The organism is Micrococcus sp. HSID17227, from assembly GCF_003989405.1.
In the GTDB taxonomy this organism is placed as follows: Bacteria; Actinomycetota; Actinomycetes; order Actinomycetales; family Micrococcaceae; genus Micrococcus; species Micrococcus luteus.
This window is the reverse complement of sequence record NZ_RBLN01000013.1, coordinates 1-22,146: the sequence shown is the minus strand read 5'-3', so window position 1 is coordinate 22,146 and position 22,146 is coordinate 1. Positions and strand designations below refer to the sequence as shown.

Annotated in this window: 25 protein-coding genes and 1 pseudogene; 24 read left to right on the top strand and 2 right to left on the bottom strand. The window is 70.1% G+C overall.

The features are described 5' to 3' along the window. From D8M29_RS13570 to eno, 15 genes are all read left to right on the top strand, one after another. Nucleotides 1-2,606 (top strand): bacterial transcriptional activator domain-containing protein (locus D8M29_RS13570; protein WP_202975949.1); only part of this gene is annotated, 2,606 nt, incomplete at its 5' end. Continuing rightward, nucleotides 2,587-3,222 (top strand): A24 family peptidase, encoded by a 636-nt coding sequence (locus D8M29_RS01850; protein ID WP_127434971.1) that lies wholly within the window; start codon nucleotides 2,587-2,589, stop codon nucleotides 3,220-3,222. The genes D8M29_RS13570 and D8M29_RS01850, both read left to right, overlap by 20 nt. Nucleotides 3,223-3,226: 4 nt before the next feature. Beyond that, nucleotides 3,227-3,781, top strand: coding sequence for a hypothetical protein (locus D8M29_RS01845; RefSeq protein WP_069941616.1), 555 nt, complete (start codon nucleotides 3,227-3,229; stop codon nucleotides 3,779-3,781). 96 nt (nucleotides 3,782-3,877) lie between these two features. Then, nucleotides 3,878-4,726 carry a glutaredoxin family protein gene (locus tag D8M29_RS01840; RefSeq protein WP_158604222.1) on the top strand — a complete coding sequence of 283 codons (849 nt, stop codon included), beginning with the start codon at nucleotides 3,878-3,880 and terminating at the stop codon, nucleotides 4,724-4,726. Beyond that, complete coding sequence (locus tag D8M29_RS01835) at nucleotides 4,716-4,919, top strand: hypothetical protein (RefSeq protein WP_127434972.1); 204 nt, start codon at nucleotides 4,716-4,718, stop codon at nucleotides 4,917-4,919. Before D8M29_RS01840 ends, D8M29_RS01835 begins: the two co-directional genes overlap by 11 nt. A gap of 45 nt (nucleotides 4,920-4,964) precedes the next feature. Next, the gene (locus tag D8M29_RS01830) at nucleotides 4,965-6,734 is read left to right on the top strand and encodes a hypothetical protein (RefSeq protein WP_194073776.1); all 1,770 of its coding nucleotides are present in this window, start codon (nucleotides 4,965-4,967) and stop codon (nucleotides 6,732-6,734) included. After that, complete coding sequence (locus tag D8M29_RS13485) at nucleotides 6,727-7,506, top strand: hypothetical protein (RefSeq protein WP_153239422.1); 780 nt, start codon at nucleotides 6,727-6,729, stop codon at nucleotides 7,504-7,506. Before D8M29_RS01830 ends, D8M29_RS13485 begins: the two co-directional genes overlap by 8 nt. Then, nucleotides 7,497-7,964, top strand: coding sequence for a hypothetical protein (locus D8M29_RS01820; protein ID WP_119218015.1), 468 nt, complete (start codon nucleotides 7,497-7,499; stop codon nucleotides 7,962-7,964). Before D8M29_RS13485 ends, D8M29_RS01820 begins: the two co-directional genes overlap by 10 nt. 10 nt (nucleotides 7,965-7,974) lie before the next feature. Then, a complete protein-coding gene (locus D8M29_RS01815; RefSeq protein WP_119218016.1) occupies nucleotides 7,975-8,709 on the top strand; it encodes a DUF4145 domain-containing protein in 735 nt (244 codons plus the stop codon). Nucleotides 8,710-9,188: 479 nt separating this feature from the next. Then, nucleotides 9,189-9,695: a universal stress protein gene (locus D8M29_RS01810; RefSeq protein WP_002854163.1), complete on the top strand. Its 507-nt coding sequence runs from the start codon at nucleotides 9,189-9,191 to the stop codon at nucleotides 9,693-9,695. A 5-nt stretch (nucleotides 9,696-9,700) separates the two neighbouring features. After that, the gene (locus tag D8M29_RS01805) at nucleotides 9,701-10,438 is read left to right on the top strand and encodes a 2,3-diphosphoglycerate-dependent phosphoglycerate mutase (RefSeq protein ID WP_063718739.1); all 738 of its coding nucleotides are present in this window, start codon (nucleotides 9,701-9,703) and stop codon (nucleotides 10,436-10,438) included. A 20-nt stretch (nucleotides 10,439-10,458) separates the two neighbouring features. Then, a complete protein-coding gene (locus D8M29_RS01800) occupies nucleotides 10,459-10,938 on the top strand; it encodes a CrcB family protein (protein ID WP_020625841.1) in 480 nt (159 codons plus the stop codon). Beyond that, nucleotides 10,935-11,306 (top strand): CrcB family protein, encoded by a 372-nt coding sequence (locus D8M29_RS01795; protein WP_002854166.1) that lies wholly within the window; start codon nucleotides 10,935-10,937, stop codon nucleotides 11,304-11,306. The genes D8M29_RS01800 and D8M29_RS01795 overlap by 4 nt, the downstream gene beginning before the upstream one ends. Before the next feature lie 47 nt (nucleotides 11,307-11,353). After that, the gene (locus tag D8M29_RS01790; RefSeq protein WP_002854167.1) at nucleotides 11,354-11,839 is read left to right on the top strand and encodes an inorganic diphosphatase; all 486 of its coding nucleotides are present in this window, start codon (nucleotides 11,354-11,356) and stop codon (nucleotides 11,837-11,839) included. A gap of 142 nt (nucleotides 11,840-11,981) precedes the next feature. Then, a complete protein-coding gene (eno, locus tag D8M29_RS01785; RefSeq protein ID WP_002854168.1) occupies nucleotides 11,982-13,316 on the top strand; it encodes a phosphopyruvate hydratase in 1,335 nt (444 codons plus the stop codon). Here the strand turns inward: eno and D8M29_RS01780 are convergent. Continuing rightward, nucleotides 13,301-14,227, bottom strand: a complete 927-nt coding sequence (locus D8M29_RS01780) for a LysR family transcriptional regulator (protein WP_002854169.1) — start codon at nucleotides 14,225-14,227, stop codon at nucleotides 13,301-13,303. The genes eno and D8M29_RS01780 overlap by 16 nt on opposite strands. 70 nt (nucleotides 14,228-14,297) lie before the next feature. Here D8M29_RS01780 and D8M29_RS01775 point away from each other — a divergent pair, with 70 nt between their 5' ends. The 9 genes from D8M29_RS01775 to D8M29_RS01740 all read left to right on the top strand — a co-directional run bounded on the left by D8M29_RS01775 (nucleotide 14,298) and on the right by D8M29_RS01740 (nucleotide 21,573). Further along, nucleotides 14,298-15,455 (top strand): TDT family transporter, encoded by a 1,158-nt coding sequence (locus tag D8M29_RS01775; RefSeq protein ID WP_002854171.1) that lies wholly within the window; start codon nucleotides 14,298-14,300, stop codon nucleotides 15,453-15,455. Further along, nucleotides 15,452-16,036, top strand: coding sequence for a uracil-DNA glycosylase family protein (locus D8M29_RS01770; RefSeq protein WP_002854173.1), 585 nt, complete (start codon nucleotides 15,452-15,454; stop codon nucleotides 16,034-16,036). The genes D8M29_RS01775 and D8M29_RS01770 overlap by 4 nt, the downstream gene beginning before the upstream one ends. Nucleotides 16,037-16,176: 140 nt before the next feature. Then, a complete protein-coding gene (locus tag D8M29_RS13465; RefSeq protein ID WP_002857200.1) occupies nucleotides 16,177-16,779 on the top strand; it encodes a recombinase family protein in 603 nt (200 codons plus the stop codon). A gap of 6 nt (nucleotides 16,780-16,785) precedes the next feature. After that, entirely contained in the window at nucleotides 16,786-18,180 is a 1,395-nt protein-coding gene (locus D8M29_RS01765) for a Mu transposase C-terminal domain-containing protein (RefSeq protein ID WP_002857201.1), read from the top strand. Continuing rightward, nucleotides 18,177-18,989, top strand: a complete 813-nt coding sequence (locus tag D8M29_RS01760; RefSeq protein WP_002857202.1) for an AAA family ATPase — start codon at nucleotides 18,177-18,179, stop codon at nucleotides 18,987-18,989. Before D8M29_RS01765 ends, D8M29_RS01760 begins: the two co-directional genes overlap by 4 nt. 191 nt (nucleotides 18,990-19,180) lie before the next feature. Next, on the top strand, nucleotides 19,181-19,711 hold the full coding sequence (locus D8M29_RS01755) for a TetR/AcrR family transcriptional regulator (RefSeq protein WP_002857203.1): 531 nt from the start codon (nucleotides 19,181-19,183) through the stop codon (nucleotides 19,709-19,711). Beyond that, on the top strand, nucleotides 19,708-20,052 hold the full coding sequence (locus D8M29_RS01750; protein ID WP_031943843.1) for a multidrug efflux SMR transporter: 345 nt from the start codon (nucleotides 19,708-19,710) through the stop codon (nucleotides 20,050-20,052). Before D8M29_RS01755 ends, D8M29_RS01750 begins: the two co-directional genes overlap by 4 nt. Continuing rightward, nucleotides 20,052-20,381: a multidrug efflux SMR transporter gene (locus tag D8M29_RS01745; protein ID WP_020628217.1), complete on the top strand. Its 330-nt coding sequence runs from the start codon at nucleotides 20,052-20,054 to the stop codon at nucleotides 20,379-20,381. The genes D8M29_RS01750 and D8M29_RS01745 overlap by 1 nt, the downstream gene beginning before the upstream one ends. Before the next feature lie 373 nt (nucleotides 20,382-20,754). Then, on the top strand, nucleotides 20,755-21,573 hold the full coding sequence (locus D8M29_RS01740; protein WP_370450140.1) for an AAA family ATPase: 819 nt from the start codon (nucleotides 20,755-20,757) through the stop codon (nucleotides 21,571-21,573). 328 nt (nucleotides 21,574-21,901) lie between these two features. Here D8M29_RS01740 and D8M29_RS01735 read toward each other — a convergent pair. After that, nucleotides 21,902-22,146: pseudogene (locus D8M29_RS01735) on the bottom strand (transposase); the annotation flags it as partial.

Below are 22,146 nucleotides of genomic sequence, written 5' to 3'. Positions count from 1 at the left end.
CCTTGCCCCACGACCCCACCGCCGCCGGCTCTCCCTCCACGGCCCCCGCCGAGCAGGAGGGCCCCTCCGCCGTCCCCGGCGGCGCGTTCACGCAGACCGCGCCGGCCCCCGCCGATCTGTCCTCCCACCAGGAGCAGGCTGCCCCGGAGGAGGTCCCCGCATGGGCCACTATCGGCGGCATCGGCGCCTTCGCCGCGGCCGGACTGCTGGGCATCGTCGGCCTGCGCCGCCAGCTCCAGCGCCGCCGCCGCCAGCCCGGCCAGTCCGTCCCCATGCCCGAGGAGCAGACCGCGCAGCTGGAGACCCAGCTGCGCGTGGTCGCCGAGCCCGAGCAGGCTGAGGAGCTCGACGTCGTCCAGCGCTGGCTGGCCCGTTGGGCCCACGAGAACGGCCAGGACCTGCCTGAGCTGTTCCTCGTGCGCGTCTCGCCCGAGCAGATCGCCCTCTACCTCATGGCCCCCGCGCAGCTGCCCGAGCCCTTCGTGGCCGAGACCGACGACGGCGTCGTCTGGACGCTGGCCTCCGGCTCCATCGACATCGACCCCGACCTGCCCGCTGCCCCCTACCCCTCGCTGGTCACCGTCGGCCAGGACGACACTCGCTCCCAGGTCCTGCTCGACCTCGAGCGTCTGGGCACCCTCGGCATCGACGGCGACCCCCAGCTGACCACCCAGGTCCTCGATGCCATGGCCGTGGAGCTGGCCACCTCCAGCTGGTCCGAGAACGTCACCATCACGCTCGTCGGAGTCGCCGACGGCCTGGCCAAGGTCGTCAGCGACGGCCGCGTCCGCCAGATCGACGACCTGGACCAGCTGATCGGCCAGCTCGACGGCAAGGCCAAGGACATCCGCCGCGCCCTCGACGAGCAGGACGCCGCCACCCTCGACCAGGCCCGCGCCGCCAACCAGGAAGAGGCCTTCGGCCCCGAGATCGTCCTGCTGGGCCTGGAGCCCACCCCCGCCCAGGCTCGTCGCCTCACCGACCTGGCCGGCGCCATCCCGCGGCTGGGCATCGCCGCGGTCACCACCGCCAACCCCCTGGCCTCCGACTGGATCCTGAACCTCGAGGACGAGGACCACGCCGACCTGCTCCCGGTCAATCAGCACCTGCGCCCGCAGAAGATCACCCCCGAGGAGGGCGAGCGGATCAAGGAGCTGCTGGCCACCGCCCTGGAGGACCCCCGCTCCACCGGCCGTGGGACGACCGCCACGATCGACATCAACACCGTCCTGGACGAGCGCCCCCACCTCAGCGCGGTGGCCGATCTCGAGGAGATGCTCCATGAGGAGGAGAACACCCAGGACCTGCCCCTGATCCCCGAGCCCGCGGTCCCCGCCGCTGAGACCGCCGAGGACGAGACCGATCCGGCCGAGGAGAACGAGGAGGACGTGCTCGCCGCCCAGGCCGCCCGCCACACCCCGACCCCTGCGCCCGCCCCGCACGACACCATGGACGAGGACGAGGACGAGGACGAGGACGAGGACGAGGAGAGCCAGGACCAGGCCGCGGCGGCCGCCGTGCCGACCGAGCCCGAGGACATCACCCCCGAGGCCCAGGACCAGACCCCGGCCGTCGTCGCAGTCACCGAGACCGCGGGACCCGCCGAGACTGCCCCCGAGCCCGAGCCCGAGCCCGAGCCCGAGCCCGAGCCGGCCGCGACCGCCGAGCCGGCGCAGCAGGAGGCGGCCACCGATCTCCACGACACGTCCCCCGCGGAGGACGCGGACGAGGACGAGAAGGACGCCGCCCCCGAGCAGCTGGCCTCGACCGACCCGCAGAAGCAGATCGACCTGGACGCCGCACACCTGCTGGAGCAGGCCACCACCCAGGCCCCGATGATCCTGATGCTCGGCGAGCTCAAGCTCGTCGGCGCCCAGGGCCAGGCCCCCGTCACCGCGGCCACCGGCGAGGTCTCGACGACCCAGACCGCCCGCTGCGTCGCCCTGGCCGCCTACCTGGCCCTGCACCCCGGCGCGAGCGCCGAGGCCGTCCACGCCGCGTTCTGGCCCACCCAGCGCTCCGACGGCAAGTCCGCCTCCAGCAACCGCAACAAGCTCACCGGCCAGACCCGCCGCCTGCTCGGCCAGGCCGCGGACGGCACCCCCTACCTGCCCGCCGTGGGCAGCGAGGGCTACCGCGTCCACGAGGACGTGCTCACCGACTGGCAGGTCGTGCAGTCCCTGATCGGCGATGACCCCGTGAAGGCCTCCACCCCCGCCCTGGTCGCCGCCATGCGTCTGGTGAGGGGAGTGCCCTTCGAGCACGCCAAGGCCTCCAACGTCGCCTGGACCGAGACCCTGGTCCAGGAGATGGTCCAGACCATTTGCGACGCCGCCCACGAGCTCGTGGCCCGCTCCCTGGCCGCCGGCCACCGCGAGCACGCCCAGCTGGCCGCCCGCGTCGGCCGCGCGATCGACCCCGCCAACGAGGCCGCCTGGCGCGACGCTCTGGTCACCGAGGCCGCCGCCGGCAACCACACCGAGGTCACCCGCCTGATCGAGAAGCTCTACTCCTACCTGGAGTCCTTCGAGGAGGACCTCGAGCCCGAGGTGGAGACCACCGCCCTGATCGAGGAGCTGCGGGCCCATGGCTACCGTGTCGCCTGATCTCCACGACACGTCCCCCGCGGCCACCGACCCCGCGCCGGCGCCCTACACGGTGCCGCCGCGGACGGTGCGCACCCTGATCGGCCCCGGCGGGGCCCTGGCTGCCCTGCTGGGCATCGCCGGCGCCGCGGTCGCCGGGCTGCCCGTGCTCATGGTCCACGCCGCGCTCGCCCTGATCGCCCTGGCCTGCCTGGGCATCTACATGGCGCGCGTGGACCGGGCCCACCGGCTCATCCCGAACTGGGCCGTGGCCGCCCTGGGCGCCATCAACCTCGGCGCCGCGGTGGGGCTGCTGGTCACCGGATACGGTGCCTGGGCCCTCCAGGGGCTGGTGGTCACCGTGATCGCCGCCGTCGTGCTGATGGTGATGCACCTGATCGGCGGCACCGGCATGGGCGACGTCAAGCTCGTCACCGTGGCCGCCCTGGCCACCGGTGTCCACGGCCCCGGTGCCTGGGTGCTGGCCATCCTGGCCAGCTACGTGCTCGCCGCCCTGTTCGGCGCGGTCCCGGCCCTGCTGCGCGGCCAGCGCAAGACCCGCGTGCCCATGGCCCCGTACCTCGTCGCCGGGCACGTGCTCGCCTTGCTCGCCGTCCTGGGCTACCTGGCATCCTGACCAGGTGCCCCGCACCTTCTCCGCCCGCGACCGCCGTGCGCTGACCGGCCTGCTCACCGCCGGGCTCAAGCACGCCCAGCTCGACGACCTCACCGCGGCCCACCCTGTTCCCGGCGACCCCGGCCACGACTCCGGCAAGGCCGGTCGCGTGGGCCTGATCGTGGCCACCTGGCTCGCCAGCGGCGACCACACCGGACTCACCAGCGCCCTCGAGCTGCTCGAGACCGCCAAGCTGCCCCCGGCCCGCCACGCCGACCTCGCCCGCCTGCAACGGAAGGCCGGCCTGGACTCCACGCCACAACCCACGCCAGAAGCCGAGCCAGAAGGCACCCTCGCCGCGGATGGTGCGACGGAGTCGCCGCTGCCGGCCGCGCCGGCCGAGGAAGCGGCGCCGCCCGCATCTCCGCGACACGTCCCCCTGGTCCTCCTCCAGGACCTGGCCGAGGACCATCCCGCGGTCCAGGCCCTGCTGGCCGCCGGCCTCGAGGTCGGGCACCTCGAGCACACCTCGACGATCCCCGCCGACGCGTTGCTGCTGCACCCGGCGCATGAAAGCTGACCCCGGAACGGGGAGGGACATCAGCGCCGGATGCCGGCCTTATGGGAAGTGAGGGCCGGCCACGGCCCCGACCATCTCCCTGACCGAGGAGCACCCATGTACACGATCTACACCAGTCCCGGCTGCGGCCCCTGCATGACCGTGAAGGCCCACCTGCGCGCCCACAAGATCCCGCACACCCTCGTCGACGTCTCCCAGGACCCCGCGGCCGTCGAGAAGCTGCGCAAGATGGGCTACTCCAGCGCGCCGGTCACCGTGGACGAGGCCACCGGGGAGCACTGGCACGGCTACCTCCCCGACCGCTACGCCTCCCCGGCCCCAGAGGCCGCGCCGGCCGCCGACATGCAGGCCACGATCGACCTGGGCCCCGTCGAGGCCGGAGAGCACGTGCTCTGGGACCCCCACCAGGGTCACCTGCTGATCATCGGCGACCGCGACAGCGGCAAGAGCGTGATCCAGCGCGGGATCATGGAGACCGCGGTCTCCGTGGGCTGGCAGGCCTGGGGCCTGGGCCTGCCCGGGGAGCTGGACAAGGTCGAGGACCATCGGTACGCGCAGGTGGTCACCGCCGACGTCAGCGACCAGCTCGAGCGCATCCGTGCCGCCAGCGAGCTGATGCGCGAGCGCTACCACCTGGTGGAGGTCGCCTCCCTCGCCCAGGAGTGCCCCGAGCCCTTCCAGCCCATCGTGCTCGTCCTGGACGACTACGCCCATCTGCGCCAGCGCTGGGCCGACCTCGCCCCGGCCGGGGAACACGAGGCCGACGTCGCCGAGAACCTCCTGCTGGGCATCCACCGCCTGGGCCGCTCCGTCGGGATCCACCTGTCCGTCTCCTGCCGCGGCATCGCCCACCACCTGGGCCAGACCATGGCCGCCGGCTCCACCGTGGTGCACACCTCGCTCTGGCGCAGCTCCCTGGTGACGGAGATGGCCCATGCCAGGTGACCGTCGCCGCCTGGCCCGCCACCGCAGCCGCCACTGCGGCGCCCACACCCTGGCCGCCGAGCTCGCCCTGCTGGCCCACGCCGGCCAACCGACCCCGGAGGCCGGCACCGACGATCTCCACGACACGTCCCCGCCCGCGGTGCTGCCCGGCCAGCTCGACGCGCTGGACCTGCTCCCTACCGAGGAGGCTTAGCGCAATGTAGGGTTGCCCTAACTGTCAGATCGACCGGAGGTCCCCATGGCCTACTCCAACCGCGAGCGTCCCGGAGGGCGCGCTGGCCTGCGCGACAACACCCCCACCACGTTCCGCCCCGTGGCCTACCGCAACCTCGCCGCCCGCAAGAACCTGTGGGCGGACTACACCACGGGCCGGGGCGTGTTGGACAACGGGCAGGCGGTGCCGCCGAAGATCGGCCCGCGTCGGAAGAACCCGAACCTCACCGACATGCTCGACACTGCGGCCGCCGTCGGTGTGGACCGGATCTTCTTCACGGGCAAGACCCCGGTGGCCACGCCGGGCAAGCGCCACTGGCTGCTGGTGCAGACTCCCGGCTGGATCGACGGAGGACACAACCTCGGCTCCCCGGCCACCGGCCGTTTCGAGCACCGCCAGACCGGCAAGCGCATGCTGGTGCAGTTCGTCTCCGGGTGGTTCGGCGACGCCCCGCTGAGCCCGGATCAGGCCCGCCTGGCCTGGCAGGCCACCGAAGGCATCATCGGTGCGCACTTCCGCGGAGCCAAGCTCATGGACAGCCCCACCGCCACCGGCGCCAACCTCTGGGCCCTGACCCTGCCGAAGAACCTCGAGCCGTACCCGCTGACCGAGGACATCGCCGAGGAGCTGCACCGCACCTCCGGCCAGCACCACGTCGAGCACCTCGTGGCCGGATCCTCCTCGGACACTCACCCGGACTGCATCCCCCTGCACGACCCGGCGAAGACCCCCAAGATCGACGGCTTCGCCTACGTCGACGGCCGCTTCATGTACGGAGCCATGTGCAGTGAGCTGGGCATCGGCCCCGGGTACCGGCTGCGCCGCGACGACACCGCGGACATGCTCCGGGAGAACCCCTACGCCCGCGCTCGCGTGCACGTGCAGTTCAAGGTCCCCGACACCTGGGACCACATCGGCCTGATCGGCGTCCAGCACGAGAAGGCTTCCGAGGGCTGGTACTGGCCCAACCGCCCCGGCGCCACCGGGAGCGCCTGGATCGACGCCGCCGAGTTCTTCGTCGCCGCCCGCCACGGCTGGCAGCTGGACCCCATCGAGTCCGTCGCGTTCACCACCGATGTCCCCGGCGCCCGCGACCGCGACCGGCGCGTGCGTGCACGCCCGCTGGACACCTGGAAGGACAACCTGGTCAAGGCTCGCGCCGCCGTCGCCGGCGACCCGCTGATGGACGAGGTCATCAAGACCGCCGTCTCCGCGGCACTGCGCTCGATCCTGATCAACACGATCGGCAACTTCGCGGCCCGCGGGCGCGTGCAGACCCACATCACCTTCGACCCCAAGGAGGTCCCGGCCAACGCCCCCGACGTCAAGCAGCACGGCAAGGCCTTCATCTGGACCACCAAGCCGCGCTTCGACGGCCAGGCTCAGCGCTACTACCACCCCGAGTTCGCCGTGCAGGTCTGGGGCCGGGCCCGGGCGCGCATGCTCTCCGGACCTATGGCCGGTGGTCTCCAGGGCGGGGCCCTGCACGTGCCGGCCCACACCCTGCTGGGCGTGCGCGGCGACGCGATCTACACCACCGAGGTCCCCGCTTGGTCCCTGGCCGAGGAGCGTGGCGGCGGTGATGACGGCCGGGTGGGACGCATGCGCCTCCAGGGCTACGTCCCCGGACCGCTGAAGATTCCCGCCGACGAGACCGCCCGCAACAGGCTGCGCGCCAAGGCCGCTCGCCTGGGCGTGGACGCCGCCTACTCCGAATACGAGATGCAGGCCGCCCCCGTCGACGGGACGGACTACCTGCCCGGCGACGACGAGCAGGAGGCCGACGGTGAGTGACCCGGCACAGCTGAGCCCCGCCGAGCTCGTCACCCGGGTGCGCTCGGCCTACGGACTCACCTGGGCCGAACTCGGTGCGGCCATGAACCGCTCCCCGCGCATGATGCAGAAGATCGCCCGCGGGGAGACCTCGGGCGAGTCCTACCGGGACGCGCTGACCGAGCTGCACGAGACCGGCGCCGTCTCTAAGGCGCCCCGGCGCCGGCGCAACGCGGCCGGCAAGATCGTGCCCGTGCGCGCCAAGCGCGGAGCCAAGAAGCCCACCGTGGTCCCCAGGGACACCCGGCGCGGGCCCTCCCTGACCCGCCACTCCACCACGACCACCCACCTGCCCGACGGCAACCGGATCGTGCGGATCCAGCTGCCCAAGACCGTCGGATCGCCCGAGCGCGGGGCCGGCCTGCACGCGGCCCGCATGTCGATCGTCAACGTCGCCCGCGGCGCCCGTCACCAGGACAAGCGCGTGCACATCCGCGCCACCGTGGACATCGGCGGCGGCCGCACCCGCACCTTCGACGTCGGCTCCAAGGGCGGCTACCTGGCCGCCGACGTCGTCTCCGACGTGCGCGACCGCAACGGCGGGGACATGGGCGGCTGGATCGCCTCCCAGATGGGCGACCGCTACGCCCGCGACGCCGTCACGCAGGGCCAGCTGGTGGGACTGTCCGTGACCAGCTTCAACGCCGTGCGCTCCAAGGAGGAACGCGTGGCCCAGGATGAGGCCGGCGCCCGCCGGTGGGGACGACGAGGAGGACGCACCCGATGGGGATGAATCAGCACGAGAAGCCGGCCCCGCCGGCACGCCGGTGGGACGAGGCCCTGGACCCCCACGCCCACCAGGGCCCCTACCGGCCCCCCGCGGCACTGCTGGACATCCTCGCCCGCGCGGCCGGGGCCAACTCCTACGAGGCGGCCACCACCGCCGTGCGCCACCGCGCGGCCAGTGCGGCCACCGAGCTGCACGAGGCGGGCCTGGACCCGCGGGTGATCGGCCTGATCGCCGAGCCGCGGGTCAACGAGCTGCTGGGCGTGGCCGAGCGCTCGGCCCGCTCCCTGCGCCAGCGCGACCGCCAGTTCCCCGAGCCGGTCACCCGCGGACGGCTCTGGTGCGAGCCTGACGTCGTCGACTACCTGGCCTTCAAGCACGAGACCTCCCCCCGCCCCGGAGCGCTGCACAGCGCGCGTGTGGCCCAGCGTGAGCAGGCCCAGCCGCGCGGAGCCCGCCCCTAGACTGACCGGCATGAGCGAGGACTTCACCGACGGCACCGGCCTCTGCCCCCACTGCGGACACCACGTGGCAGCCCACCTCGTCGGCCAGGCGCAGGTGAGCCCGACCTGGGATCCGTACTACGCGCGCCAGCCCGTGCCAGACCCGGCTCAGGGGGGTGCGACCGGGTACCTCGAGAGGATGCGCCAGGCCAGGGACTTGGTCCTTGTCTACAGCTGCCAGTTCTGCGATCGCACCATCGTCCTCCTCGAGCACTCGAGGGAGCGTGAGGCCGACGACCGGACGATGACCGCTGAGGAACGGACGTCCCGGACGATGATCGTGCCGGCCAAGCCCCCGCGGCAGCTTCCCGAGGCCGCCCCAGCGGGCGTCGCCTCGATCTACGAGGAGGCCAGCATCTGCGAGGACGCCGGGGCACTGCGCGCCGCCGGCGTCCTCTACCGCGCGGCCACCGAGGAGATGGTCAAGGACCAGGGCGGCACCGGCCGGGACCTCAAGGCCAAGATCAACAGCCTGACCCCGCGGCTGGACGCCGAGGTGCTGGAGGACCTGCATGAGTCCCGCGTCGTGGGCAACGACAGCATCCATGCCGGCGTGCAGTACGCCCCCGAGGAGATCGCCGACGTCGCCGAGCTGCTCTGGGAGGCCGCCTTCGTCCTCTACGAGCAGCCGGCCCAGAAGGCCAGCATGCGCGCGGCCCGCAAGGCTCGCCACGACGCCGCCCGCGGACCGCGCGCGGCGTCGTGATCCCGGTCTACGAGCCGCCGGCCTTCCGCAGCCCCGAGGAGGTCCACTCCGCGCTCTACCAGGACGCCCCCTACGTGCGGGTCATGCTCCCCGACCGGGGACGGGTCGATGCGATGGCTGCCCGCTGGTCGAGCACCCATGTGCTGATCGCCTGGGAGGAGGCGCCCAGCACCGAACGGTTGCAGGCATGGGTGCCCGCTGGGTGGGTCACCCGCATTCAGGCAGAAGAATCGGCCTGGCGTGTGAACAGCTTCGCTCTGTGTCGTCCTTCAAGCTTCTCTCCCTGTCGTCCCGCGTCACGAAGCGGACCGGTTCTCGAGGTGCGGAAGATCGTCGGTGCGGGCATGGGGTGGTGGGTGCATACTGGTGGTGTCTTCGGACCCGGCAGTGGGGCTTGCCGGACCCAACCTCGACACTCGTCGACAACAGTCCCTATCTCAGCTGGTTGCGCTTCTGTGCGCCTGAGGTAGGGAGATGTCATGGTCGAGTCGAACACTGCCGGTGTTGTCGTGGTCGGTGTGCAGTCCGGGCAGGGGCACGACGTCGTCGGTGTCGCGGCTGCCGTCGCTGAACGCTTCAGCGCCCGCCTGGTGTGTGTGGTCGTCGATCCGGCGCTGCTGTCAGCGGGGGTGCGTGCGGACGGGTCGGAGATCATCGAACCGATCGACCCGGACACGGCGGACAGCGACCCGCAGCAGCTCCCCGACGAAGACATGCGGGTCATCAGAGATCTTGCTGCGGCGCGATCGGTCGACGTGGACTTCGTCTCCCGCGTCGGGGACCCGAGTCACGCACTCGCTGCGGTGGCTGAGGAACGTGACGCGGTGATGATCGTCGTCGGATCCCAGGCTGGCCGACGCCGGATAGCGGAACTGCTCACCGGGTCCGTCGCCGCGCACCTGACGCATCAGCAGCACCGGCCGATACTGGTCGTCCCGCACGACCCGGTCGGCGCCACCGTCCTCCTCCCGTCGGAAGCCCCGTGACGGGCATGCTGACGCTCCTGCGGCATGGGGAGAGCACCGCGAACGAAGCCGGCACCTTCACCGGGCTCCTCGACGTCCCGCTCACGCACCGCGGCGAACGGCAAGCATCCGCAGCCGGACAGCTCCTCCGGTCGAACCACATCACGCCGGACGTCGTGGTCACCTCCACATTGCGCCGTGCCGTCCGCACCGCCGAACTGGTCTGCGACGCCCTCGGGACACAGCTGCCCACGGAAGCGGTGTGGCAGCTCAACGAACGCAACTACGGTGCCCTGACCGGGATGACGAAGACCGACGCCCGTCGGATGCTCGGTGACGACGAGTACGTGCGGCTCCGCAGGTCCCGTACCGGCACACCGCCACCGATGTCGCTGCACCTGTGGGAGGAACTGCGGTCGAGCTCCGCGCTGCGCGGCCTGCCCGACGGCGCCCTCCGACGCACCGAGGCACTCTCGGACGTCATCAAGCGGGTCCGCCCCGTCTTGCACGACCGGCTCCTGCCGATGGTGCGGTCAGGGCGGAGCGTCCTCGTCGTCGCGCACGGGAACTCGCTCCGCGCACTCTGCGCATGCATCGACGACCTCACCGACCCGGAGCTCGAGCAGCTCAACCTGCCGACCGGGCAACCCGTGCAGTACCACCTCGCCCCGACGGGTGCTCTCGTCCCGCGGGGTGGGGCGTTCCTGGATCCGGTAGCAGCACAGCACGCCGCGGCGCTGGTCGCGGCAGAAGGCGGAACATGACCACCCGAACGGACACCCCGATGCCCGACGACCAGCTCCCTCCCGACCCGGACGTCGACGTCTCCGACCCGGCAACGACCATGCGGCCGGTGCATCTGCGGTGGCGGTACGTCGGCCTCGTCGCCGTCGGTGGGGCCGGCGGTACTGCCCTCCGCGACGTCATCAGTAGCGTGCTCCCTGCCGATGGCGGGGTGAGTTGGTCGATCTTCTGGATCAACATCACCGGGGCGCTGGCCCTCGGTGTGCTGTTGGAAGCGCTCGCGCACCGTGGGCCCGATGCCGGTCGCCGGAGGGTGCTGCGGCTGCTCCTCGGGACAGGGGTCCTCGGCGGGTTCACCACCTACAGCACCCTCGCCGAGTCCACCGCCGCCCTGTTCCTCGACGGCCACGGCCTCGCTGGCACCGGCTACGCGCTCCTCACTGTCCTATCCGGCGCGATCGCGACCGCCTGCGGTCTCGTCGTCGCCGGCTGGTTCCGTCCCCGAACGGAGGAAGCATGAACGCCGCCCTCATCGTCGTCGTCGCCCTCGGTGGCGGTGCCGGCGCTGCCGGTCGGTTCCTCCTCGACGGGCTGATCAACACCGGCCGGGAGTTCCGGCTCCCCGTCGGCACGCTGACGATCAACATCACCGGGTCGCTGCTGCTGGGGATCATCGTCGGCGCCGCCACGCACCTCGGCGCGGTGCCGGTCGCGGTCCTCGGCACCGGGGTGATGGGCGGCTACACCACGTTCAGCACCGCCAGCTTCGAAACCGTCCGCCTCGCCCGCAGCGGACGGATCACCGCCGCCGCGATCAACGGTCTCGGAATGCTCGTCGTCTCCGTCGCCGCCGCGACCGCCGGCATCCTCCTCGGCGGCACCCTGTGACCACCCCACTCACTGACCACCCACCCGCTCCAGCACCGGAGGTACCCATGCTGTTCGACGTCACGATCGAGATTCCCCGCGGCAGCGGCAACAAGTACGAGGTCGACCACACCACCGGCCGGATCCGGCTCGACCGGGCGGTGTTCACCAGCATGGTGTTCCCCCAGGACTACGGCTCCATCGACAACACCCTCGGCGATGACGGCGACCCCCTCGACGCCCTGGTGCTCCTGCCCCGTCCCACGTTCCCCGGCGTCGTCATCACGGTCCGGCCGGTCGGGATGCTGCGCATGGTCGACGAGAACGGCGGCGACGACAAGATCCTCACCGTTCCCGCTGGCGACGACCGCTTCGCGCAGCTGCGGGACATCACCGATGTGCCGGAACACACGCTGGCGGAGATCGAGCACTTCTTCGCCCACTACAAGGAGATCGAGCACGGCAAGCACGTCACCACCAACGGGTGGGCCGACCGTGCTGCTGCCGAAGCCGTCATCCGCACCGCACAGAACGCCCACACCCGACACCCGTGACCCACGGGTCCACAGACTGCCGCGGGGAGGCACTGGCGCTGAGTGATCGCCAGCAGGTCGTCCCTCCGCCTCCCCGCGGCTTCCCCTTCCAACCACAGACCAGCTCGACGCATGACCCGAACCGAACCGAAGGAGCGTCACCATGAACGACTACATCAGCGGCATCCACCACCACGGAGCCCATCAGGGTGAGTACGTCACCCACCACGACCACCCCGTCACCATCGACGCCGTCCACGGCGCCCGCATCCTCGACTCCCGCGGCTACCCGACCGTCCGCGTGTCCCTCGAGCTCGACGACGGCCGCACCGTCACCGGGGACGCCCCCGCGGGCGCATCCACCGGCGCCCACGAAGCCGTCGAGCTCCGCGACGGCGGTTCCGCGTTCGGCGGCCGCGACGTCACCCAGGCGCTCCACCTGATCGACACCGACATCTCAGGGCTCCTCACCGGCCGGTCGTGGTCGGCGATCGGGCAGATCGACGCCGCCCTTGCCGAACTCGACGGCACCACCGGGTACCGCCGGCTCGGCGCGAACAGCGTTGTCGCCACCTCGATCGCCGCATCCAGGGCCCTCGCCCATGCCGCGGACCTCCCGCTCTGGCAGTGGATCGCTGAGATCACCGGCTCGACGCCGCGGATGCCGGTCCCGCACTTCAACGTCCTCAACGGCGGCGCGCACGCAGCGAACGAGCTGGACTTCCAGGAGTTCATGATCGCTCCCGTCAACGCAGGCTCGATGGCAGACGCCGTCCGAATCGGCGCAGACGTGTACCACGCTCTCGCGGCGCTGGTTCGGGACCGGTTCGGCAGCCTCGGCCTCGGCGACGAGGGCGGTTTCGCACCGTCGATCGCTGCGCCCGAGGAAGCGCTCGACCTGCTCGTCGACGCGATCCGTACCGCCGGCTACGAGCCGGGCGTCGATCAGGTGGCGATCGCGCTCGATCCGGCCGCGAACGAGTTCTCCCAGGGCGACGGCTCCTACCGGGTGCTCAACGACAGCCTCGACCGGGACGGGCTGGTCGACTACTACCGGCACCTCATCGACACGTATCCGATCCGGAGCATCGAAGACGCGTTCGCGGAAGACGACCATGAGGGGTTCCGCCGCATGCAAGCGGCGCTCGGCGACCGGATCCAGATCGTCGGCGACGACCTCTACGTCACCGACCCACAGCGGATCCGCGACGGCGGCGAGCAGCAGCTGACGAACGCGGCACTGATCAAGCCGAACCAGATCGGGACCGTCTCCCAGACCCTCGGCGCGATCGCCACCGCCAAGAGCATCGGGATGGCCAGCATGGTCTCCCACCGTTCTGGGGAGACCACGGACACGTTCATCGCGGACCTCGTTGTCGGGACCGGCACCGGGCAGATCAAGTCCGGCGCACCCGGCCGCGGGGAACGCGTCGCGAAGTACAACCGGCTCACCGAGATCGCCGAGCAGCACCCGGAGCTGCCCTACGGACTGATCTGACCACCGGTACTCGAGCTGCGAGCAGTGTCCAGGAACGCCGTCACAGCGGGCCCCGGGCGGCCTGACCAGATCGCTCGCAGCGGCCGGATCAGTGGCGGGCCGAGCAGTAGCGCCCGGACGAGGGCACCGTCTTCGAGGTCAGTGTCGACGGTGCGGAGACTCATCACCGCGGGCGCGATGCCCGCTCGAGCGTTGGCGCGGATGATGCCAGTCGTTTCCAGCACTGCAGCCGGCGGGACCAGGGTCAGACCCGCGTCGTCGAGCCACGCTTCGACCGTGGAGCGGGTGCCGGACCCTTCCTCACGGAGCAGCAGGGGTGTCTCCGCGAGGTCATCCGAGGTGATGGCCGAAGCGCTTGCCCAAGGATGGTGCGGGGCGACGACGACCACGAGTTCGTCCTCATCGACCACCAACGATGAGAGGCCAATCGGCGCAGCAGGAGTCTCCGTGAACCCGACGTCGGCAGCGCCGGAACGGACGAGGTCGGTCACGTCGGCGGAGTTCCCCGCGATCAAACGCACCGACGCATCCGGCGTGGCAGCACGGTGGGTGAGCAGCCATCCGGGCAGCAGGAGTTCGGCGATCGTCTGCGACGCTGCGATCACGAGGGATCCCGCCGGTTCCCGCAGCGCGGCGACGCCTGCTTCAAGCCGCCGGGAGGCCTCCAACACCGGGACGGCGAGACCGAGCACCACCCGGCCGGCGTCGGTCAGCGCGGTCCCGGATGCCGTCCGGTGCGCCAGCGGCTGACCGGTCGCCTGCTCCGCGGCACGCAAGCGCGCAGACACCGCCTGCTGTGTCACCCCCAACACCTCGGCCGCGCGGGTCAACGACCCGGTCTCCGCGACGCGGACGAGGACCTCGAGGGTGTCGAGGTCCAGGATCCGGTCCGTCAACCGCCGCAGTGCCACAAGCAACCATTGTGCCCTGCCAACGAGTCCGCCGTTCCCGAACCACGGGGCACACGCGCACGATGGGTGCATGTCCGCTCACCTCGCCCACGCACCCGCAGCCTCTGAGCACGGTGTGCGCGACCGGCGGCTGTTCCGGGAGCTGGAGCGGCCCGGCCTGATCGTGTCGAACCTGACCCCGAACTGGTTCGCGTCGATCATGGGGACCGGGATCGTCGCCGTCGCGGCCGCGTCGTTACCGCTGCAGTTCCCCGGTCTGCGCACGGCGGCGACGGTCGTCTGGGCGATCGCGGCGGTCCTGCTCGTCGCCCTCACCATCGCGACGGTCCTGCACTGGGTCCGCTACCGGAGCACCGCAGCGAAGCACCACCTCAACCCGGTGATTTCCCACTTCTACGGCGCACCGCCCATGGCGTTCCTCACCGTCGGCGCCGGCACGATCCTCCTCGGCAAGGACTGGATCGGCCTCCCCGCCGCCGTCACCGTCGACTGGGTCCTCTGGACCATCGGCACCATCGGCGGCCTGCTCACCGCGGTCCTGGTGCCGTACCTGGCGTTCACCCGCCACGAGAACACGCCCGAATCCGCGTTCGGCGGCTGGCTGATGCCGATCGTCCCGCCGATGGTGTCCGCCTCGACCGGTGCGCTCCTCCTGCCGTATGCCCCCGCCGGGCAGGCACGGGAGACCCTGCTGTGGTCCTGCTACGGCTTCTTCGGCCTCAGCCTCATCACGTCCCTGGTCGTCATTACGCTGATCTGGAACCGTCTCGCGCAACACAAGGTCGGTGCCGCCGGTATGGTGCCGACCCTGTGGATCGTCCTCGGACCGGTCGGACAGTCCATCACCGCGGTAAACCTCCTCGCATCGAACGCCCCCGCCGTCGTCGACGCGTCGACCGCCCACGCACTGCTGGTCGTGGCGCTGGTGTACGGGTTCGCGATGCTCGGCTTCGCGCTGCTGTGGACCGTCATCGCCCTCGCCATCACCATCCGCACCGCCCGCGAACACCTGCTGTTCAGCCTGACCTGGTGGTCATTCACGTTCCCCGTCGGCACCTGCGTCACCGGCCTGAACGGCCTGGCCCTGCACTCCGGACTCACCGTCGTCGCCGTCCTCGCAGTCGTCTACTACGTGGGCCTCGTCGCCGCGTGGATCACCGTTGCCGTCCGCACCTTCCACGGCTCCGTCATCCGCGGCACACTCCTCGCACCACCACAGCCGGCATGAGCACCCCCGACGAACTCGCGGACGAGGTCGCGGACGTTCGATCCCTGAACGCCCTCGCCGAGGCATGGCGCACCGCACCCGACGGTTCACGGCGGTTCGTCCCGAACTTCGACCCGAGATCCGGCGGCACATCCAGCCGCGTCCTGGTCCTCATGCAGTCGCCCGGCCCCCAGACGATCGCCGCAGCGCACACGGCGATCTGCAGCGAGGACAACCCGGGCCCGACCGCGGCCGCGTTCCGCGCAGCCCGCATCGAGTCCGGACTCGCACGCAACGACTACCTCCGCTGGAACCTCATCCCGTGGGAGATTCTCGGCCGCGTCCGACCTGTGGACATCGACGAGGGGCGACACGCCCTCGAAACTCTGCTCAAGGTGCTCCCCGTGCTCGATGCCATCGTCACGTACGGTACCGCCGCCCTCAACGGAGTCATGCGGCACCTCACCCTGGACGAGCACCCCCGACTCGTACCCGTCATCGCGGCACCACACCCCTCTCCGGCCAACGGCCGCCATCGCGCGGAACAACAACGACGTTCCGTCCAAGCGCTCCGGCTCGCGGCGCTGACTCACCGGCTGTAGCAAATACGAACGACTCCGCTACAACTGCCCGTGCCGACGGTTCGGCAGCGTGTGAGGCGGCGTGTCTTGTAACGGAACCCAATCCCGGAATCTACGTGCCGCCACTACCCCTCCTGGTCGAGTTTCGCTACGTTCTCTCCATGGGTCACCTCCTCGGGTACGCGCGCGTGTCCACCACCGACCAGGACGCGTCGCTACAGATCGACGCGCTGGGCGCCGCCGGCTGCTACCGCGTGTTCGTCGACACCATGTCCGGGTCGCTGCAACACCGGCCCGAGCTCGACAAGCTCCTCGACCAGCTCCGCCCCGGCGACACTCTCGTCGTCTGGCGACTCGACCGGCTCGGTCGATCCATCCGGCACCTCATCGACCAGCTGCACGCACTCGCCGAACGCGGCATCGGGTTCCGGTCGCTGCAGGAGACCATTGACACCACCTCACCCGGTGGCCGGCTTGTGTTCCACGTCTTCGCTGCGCTGGCGGAGTTCGAACGGGACCTCATCAAGGAACGCACCAACGCCGGCCTCGCCGCCGCCCGAGCCCGCGGCAGAACCGGCGGCCGACCATCTCGGCTCTCCGCGGACCAGGTGCGCACCGCACGCCGGCTCTACGAACAGCAGGACATGACCGTCGCGCAGATCGGCGATGTCCTCGGCGTCAGCCGCACCACCATCTACCGGACGCTCGCGAAGCACGCCGAACCCGTCGCCCGCCGACGCGCAAAGCCCTCACCGACGATGTAGCCGGTCATGGACGCGAGCGAGCGGTGGCGAATCCTTCGACTGCACGTCGAGGACGCAATCCCGCTTGCCACTCTGGCCCGCAGCACGGGCGTCACCGAGCGCACCCTGCAACGCTGGCTCGCCCGCTACCGGACAGGCGGATACGCCGCCCTCGCCGACGACGCTCGCGCCGACCATGGCGTCCGACGCACAGCACCGGAACTCGTCCGCCTGGTCGAAGGGCTTGCGCTCACCAAGCCGCGGCCGTCGATCGCCACCATTCACCGTCAGGTTGGCGTCCACTGCGCTGAACGGGGACTGCCGTCGCCGTCGTACTCCGCCGTGCGGTCGATCGTGAACGGGCTCGATCCCGGAATGGTGACGCTCGCACTCGAGGGGCCAGCGTCATACCGTGACAAACACGAGCTGCTGCTCCGACGTCGCGCGGACCGCCCGAACGCGATCTGGCAGGCGGACCACACGATGCTTGACCTGCTCATCGTCGGGCCCAACGGCAAGCCCGCACGGCCGTGGTTGACGGTGATCCTCGACGACTACTCCCGCGCGATCTGCGGGTACATGGTGTTCCTCGGTGCCCCGTCAGCGGCGAACACCGCGCTCGCGCTGCGCCAAGCGATCTGGCACAAGCCGGAACCGGACTGGCCCGTCTGCGGGATCCCGGACGTGCTCTACACGGACCACGGGTCCGACTTCACCAGCCATCGTCTCGGCGACACCGCCGCTGTGCTGCACCTCCGCATCATCCACTCGCAGGTCGCCCGGCCCCAGGGGCGCGGGAAGATCGAGCGGTTCTTCGGCACGATCAACACCGAACTGCTCCCAACGCTCCCCGGCCATTTCGCAGCCGGATCCTCGGCGCCGACGCCGGCGCTGGATCTCGGCGGCGTCGACAGTGCCATCAGCACGTTCATCCGCAGCTACAACGCCCGCACCCACCGCGAGCTCCGGACGAGCCCACTGCACGCGTGGATTGCAGACGGGTGGCTGCCACGGCTCCCGGAGTCCCTTGAACAGCTCGACGGGTTCCTGCTCACCGTCCCCACGACGCGGGTCGTGCAGCGCGATGGCATCCACTTCGAGGGCCTCCGCTACACCGCGGCCACTCTCGCGCCGTTCGTCGGTAGCACCGTGAGTGTCCGGTACGACCCACGCGACGTCACCGAGATCCGCGTCTTCCACCGCGACGTGTTCCTCTGCACCGCGATCAGCACCGAGCACCAGACCGAGACGATCAGCCTCAAGCAGATCCAAGCCGCCAGGAACGCTCACCGCCGGGCTTTACGCGGGCAGATCCACGAACGCATCGCGATCGTCAATCCCAAACTCGACGACACCACCACACCGGCAGCCGTCGAGACGGATCGGCCGCGACTGAAGACCTACGAGGAGGACCGGTCATGACGAGCCAGTTCATCGTCACCAAGGAGCACCGCCGGTTCGCAGAGTTTGCCGACGCGGTCCGGAAGCAGAACACCATCGGCGTCTGCTTCGGGCCCGCCGGCGTCGGCAAGACCCTCTCAGCGCGCCGCTACGCGCACTGGGACAGCATCGGCCCGTTCATCGCCAGGTGGGCCGCACGCAGTGAAGACGACACCAAGATCTATGCCGCGGCCCACCGCGCCCGGACCGTCTTCTACACGCCCGAGGTCTCCGCGACGATGCGCGCCCTGCAAGAGGACCTCCGGCACGACATGATCCGCACCGAACGCTGCATCGAGGAACACCTCGTCCTCCACGGCGGCCACGTCGACCACGCGCACGGCCCCAACCCGTCACTGCTCGAGCTGATCATCATCGATGAGTCCGAACGCCTCACCGGCAACGCCATCGAGTGGCTCCGCGACCAGTACGACCGAACAGGCATCGCGATGATCCTGATCGGCATGCCCGGCATCGAGAAGCAGTTCACTCACTACCCACAGCTCTACAGCCGACTCGGGTTCGCCCACCAGTACCGCCCCCTCGGCCACGACGAGCTGCTGTTCGTCCTCGAACGTCAATGGCGCAAGCTCGGCAAGACCCTCGACCCCGACGACTTCACTGACGCGCAAGCCATCGCCGCCGTCGAACGCATCACCCGCGGCAACTTCCGTCTCCTCGAACGTCTCCTCCCACAGATTCAACGTGTCCTGAAGATCAACGAGCTCGACGTCATCACCAACGACGTCGTCGAAGCCGCCCGCAGCACCCTCGTCATCGGCACCACCTAACCCGACACGGAACGCAGCGAAAACCGCGACACAGAGCGAAGCTGCTCACACGGGACACTCGGCGCCGCGGATTTTCGCGGCGCTCGGCGTCGTATCTGTGTGTGCCGGTAAGCGATCCCCTTACGGGACGCCTGCTACCCATAGCGCTATGTCACTTGACCGACCAAACGTTTGGTCGGTACTCTCGGGGCATGGCAAAGACGACCGAGCAGCTGCTCGATGATGCGATCGCCGTGCTGCGGCGCGGTGGCGTGGTGACGATCGATTCCGTCGCCTCCGAAGCAGGCATGAGTAAGGCGGGGGTGGTGCATCACTTCTCCTCGAAGGAGGCGCTGATGGTCGGCGTCGTCAATCGGGTGATGGACCTCTGGGAGGGACAGCTCGCCGCGACGATCGGGGAGGTCACCGATCCGGTCGAGCGGCTGCGCGCGTATGTGGACTTCGAGGTGCTCTCCGATTTCGACGGGGGCGATCTCGCGCTGCTCGCGGATGTGAAGCTGCGCGACACTCTCGCCGCCCAGTGGCGGGAGCGCCTGCGGCCCTGGTTCGGGGAGGACGCACCCGGCGACGCTGGCCAGAAAGCCGCGTTGCAGTCGGCGCGTCTGATCGCTGACGGCGCCTGGACCGACCAGGCGCTCGGACTTCTGAGCATGACCGGTGAGCAGCGTGCACTCGTGCGCGGCATCGCCCAACGACTGATCGATGAAGGAGTACAGAAATGAAGTGGGTGTTCCTCGCCGGGGCGATCGCGCTCGAGGTGACAGGCTCCCTGTCACTGAAAGCTGCCGTCGACGCCCCCGGATTCTTCGCGCTCGTCGCGGTCGGCTACATCGGAGCGTTCACGCTCCTGGCCGGCGCGCTCAAGCAGGGCATGCCCCTCGGCGTCGGGTACGGCATCTGGGGAGCCGCCGGAGTGGCCCTGACCGCGATCCTCTCCGCAGTCATCTTCGGAGAGCCGCTGACCGCGCTGATGACCCTCGGCATCGCCGTCGTCATCGGCGGGGTCCTGTGCGTCGAGCTCGGCTCGCAGGCCGCGACGAAGAAGCGTGAAGGGACCGTCTGATGGCCTACCTGTTCCTCATCATCGCGATCATCTTCGAGGTCGCCGGCGCCCTCTCGCTGCGCATGGCGACCTCCGGCTCCAAGAAGAAGGGCCTGTGGCTGCTCGCCGTCCTCGGCGGCTACGGCATCGCGTTCTTCGGCATCACCATGGCCCTCGTGGAGGGCCTGGCCCTCGGAGTCGCCTACGGCATCTGGGCCGCGTCCGGTGTCGCGCTCACCGCGGTCCTCAGCCGCATCCTCTTCAAGGAACCGCTGACCAAGGTGATGGCGGCCGGTATCGGCCTGATCATCGTCGGGGTGCTCATGATCGAGCTCGGAGCCGCGCACTGACCCCCGCGCCGGTGGCCGCCGATCCATCTCAGGCGCGATCCGCGGCCGCCGGCGCCTCAGAGCCTGCGGCGGCACGATGTCCAGACGACGCGCCCCGTCTCTCTAGCCAGTTCCGCCTCGCAGCTACGCTCACCTCATGACCCGGATGAGCGTGCTCGAGGCCTGGACCTGGATCAACGAGTACGGCAGCGCGATCGGCGCCGTCGCCGGCGTTGTCGCCGCGCTCGTCGCGATCATCGCGCTCATCTCCGCCGCCCTGGACAGCAAAGCCCGATCCCAGCCGATGATCGCCGCCGAGTTCCGCCCCGCGGTCGATAGCGACTCCTCCATCGACTTCATCATCACCAACCTCGGACCGACCCCCGCGCGAGACATCACCGTCACCTTTAATCCGCCCATAGTCATCCCCGACGACTCCGACCGGCTCCTCGCGCCCTACCTCGTCAAGCGCTACGAACGCCCCATCCCGGTTCTTAACCCGGGCCAGATTCTCTCGAACACCTGGTGGGCCGGCCGCGCCGGCACCGGGAACGAGCTCACAAACCACGAACCGACGCCCGACGAGGTGAACGTCACCAAGATCTATGCCGCGGCCCACCGCGCCCGGACCGTCTTCTACACGCCCGAGGTCTCCGCGACGATGCGCGCCCTGCAAGAGGACCTCCGGCACGACATGATCCGCACCGAACGCTGCATCGAGGAACACCTCGTCCTCCACGGCGGCCACGTCGACCACGCGCACGGCCCCAACCCGTCACTGCTCGAGCTGATCATCATCGATGAGTCCGAACGCCTCACCGGCAACGCCATCGAGTGGCTCCGCGACCAGTACGACCGAACAGGCATCGCGATGATCCTGATCGGCATGCCCGGCATCGAGAAGCAGTTCACTCACTACCCACAGCTCTACAGCCGACTCGGGTTCGCCCACCAGTACCGCCCCCTCGGCCACGACGAGCTGCTGTTCGTCCTCGAACGTCAATGGCGCAAGCTCGGCAAGACCCTCGACCCCGACGACTTCACTGACGCGCAAGCCATCGCCGCCGTCGAACGCATCACCCGCGGCAACTTCCGTCTCCTCGAACGTCTCCTCCCACAGATTCAACGTGTCCTGAAGATCAACGAGCTCGACGTCATCACCAACGACGTCGTCGAAGCCGCCCGCAGCACCCTCGTCATCGGCACCACCTAACCCGACACGGAACGCAGCGAAAACCGCGACACAGAGCGAAGCTGCTCACACCCGTGGTGCCGCAGGCCTCAGTGCGGTCCAGGCCGAGCCGGCAGGTACCGTCGGTGCGTCCTACGGATCCGTTGGCCGGGACGGCGAGGCCGTTGGTCGCGTTGTAGGTCTTCCCGTTGTTCAAGGCGATCCGGGAGGTGCCGCCGTTGCTGGTGGAGGAGACGGATCCGGTGCGCACCCCGCAGGCCGCGGCCTCGTCGCTGAGGCGGAAGTCGAAATCGAGGGCCACCTGCTTGTTGGACAGCCTGCCGAGCGTCTCGTTGGTGATGCGCAGGTAGGGCATGTCTGACAATCGTTTTGACCATGCGAGCACAGCATTCAGGACCAGAGCGGCCCTGTAGATGATCGCGTACTTGTCATACCGGGTCGCCAGACCCCGCCACTGCTTCAGGTGAGCGTACTGACGCTCGATGACGTTGCGGCCCTTGTAGGCGTCCGCGTCGAGGCTGACGGGGCGCCCGCCGCGGGCACCGCGCCGTCTGCGGTGGCCCTGCTGGTCGGCCGGTTCGGGGATGACCGCTT

What these genes read in the sequence shown, in the direction of transcription:
- D8M29_RS01830 (WP_194073776.1), top strand. Translation starts at nt 4,965, where the DNA reads ATGGCCTACTCCAACCGCGAGCGTCCCGGAGGGCGCGCTGGCCTGCGC.
- D8M29_RS01820 (WP_119218015.1), top strand. Translation starts at nt 7,497, where the DNA reads ATGGGGATGAATCAGCACGAGAAGCCGGCCCCGCCGGCACGCCGGTGG.
- eno (WP_002854168.1), top strand. Translation starts at nt 11,982, where the DNA reads ATGAACGACTACATCAGCGGCATCCACCACCACGGAGCCCATCAGGGT.
- D8M29_RS01765 (WP_002857201.1), top strand. Translation starts at nt 16,786, where the DNA reads ATGGACGCGAGCGAGCGGTGGCGAATCCTTCGACTGCACGTCGAGGAC.
- D8M29_RS01840 (WP_158604222.1), top strand. Translation starts at nt 3,878, where the DNA reads ATGTACACGATCTACACCAGTCCCGGCTGCGGCCCCTGCATGACCGTG.
- D8M29_RS01810 (WP_002854163.1), top strand. Translation starts at nt 9,189, where the DNA reads ATGGTCGAGTCGAACACTGCCGGTGTTGTCGTGGTCGGTGTGCAGTCC.
- D8M29_RS01800 (WP_020625841.1), top strand. Translation starts at nt 10,459, where the DNA reads ATGCCCGACGACCAGCTCCCTCCCGACCCGGACGTCGACGTCTCCGAC.
- D8M29_RS01850 (WP_127434971.1), top strand. Translation starts at nt 2,587, where the DNA reads ATGGCTACCGTGTCGCCTGATCTCCACGACACGTCCCCCGCGGCCACC.
- D8M29_RS01750 (WP_031943843.1), top strand. Translation starts at nt 19,708, where the DNA reads ATGAAGTGGGTGTTCCTCGCCGGGGCGATCGCGCTCGAGGTGACAGGC.
- D8M29_RS01790 (WP_002854167.1), top strand. Translation starts at nt 11,354, where the DNA reads ATGCTGTTCGACGTCACGATCGAGATTCCCCGCGGCAGCGGCAACAAG.
- D8M29_RS01770 (WP_002854173.1), top strand. Translation starts at nt 15,452, where the DNA reads ATGAGCACCCCCGACGAACTCGCGGACGAGGTCGCGGACGTTCGATCC.
- D8M29_RS01745 (WP_020628217.1), top strand. Translation starts at nt 20,052, where the DNA reads ATGGCCTACCTGTTCCTCATCATCGCGATCATCTTCGAGGTCGCCGGC.
- D8M29_RS01815 (WP_119218016.1), top strand. Translation starts at nt 7,975, where the DNA reads ATGAGCGAGGACTTCACCGACGGCACCGGCCTCTGCCCCCACTGCGGA.
- D8M29_RS01760 (WP_002857202.1), top strand. Translation starts at nt 18,177, where the DNA reads ATGACGAGCCAGTTCATCGTCACCAAGGAGCACCGCCGGTTCGCAGAG.
- D8M29_RS01775 (WP_002854171.1), top strand. Translation starts at nt 14,298, where the DNA reads ATGTCCGCTCACCTCGCCCACGCACCCGCAGCCTCTGAGCACGGTGTG.
- D8M29_RS13465 (WP_002857200.1), top strand. Translation starts at nt 16,177, where the DNA reads ATGGGTCACCTCCTCGGGTACGCGCGCGTGTCCACCACCGACCAGGAC.
- D8M29_RS01835 (WP_127434972.1), top strand. Translation starts at nt 4,716, where the DNA reads ATGCCAGGTGACCGTCGCCGCCTGGCCCGCCACCGCAGCCGCCACTGC.
- D8M29_RS01805 (WP_063718739.1), top strand. Translation starts at nt 9,701, where the DNA reads ATGCTGACGCTCCTGCGGCATGGGGAGAGCACCGCGAACGAAGCCGGC.
- D8M29_RS01755 (WP_002857203.1), top strand. Translation starts at nt 19,181, where the DNA reads ATGGCAAAGACGACCGAGCAGCTGCTCGATGATGCGATCGCCGTGCTG.
- D8M29_RS01795 (WP_002854166.1), top strand. Translation starts at nt 10,935, where the DNA reads ATGAACGCCGCCCTCATCGTCGTCGTCGCCCTCGGTGGCGGTGCCGGC.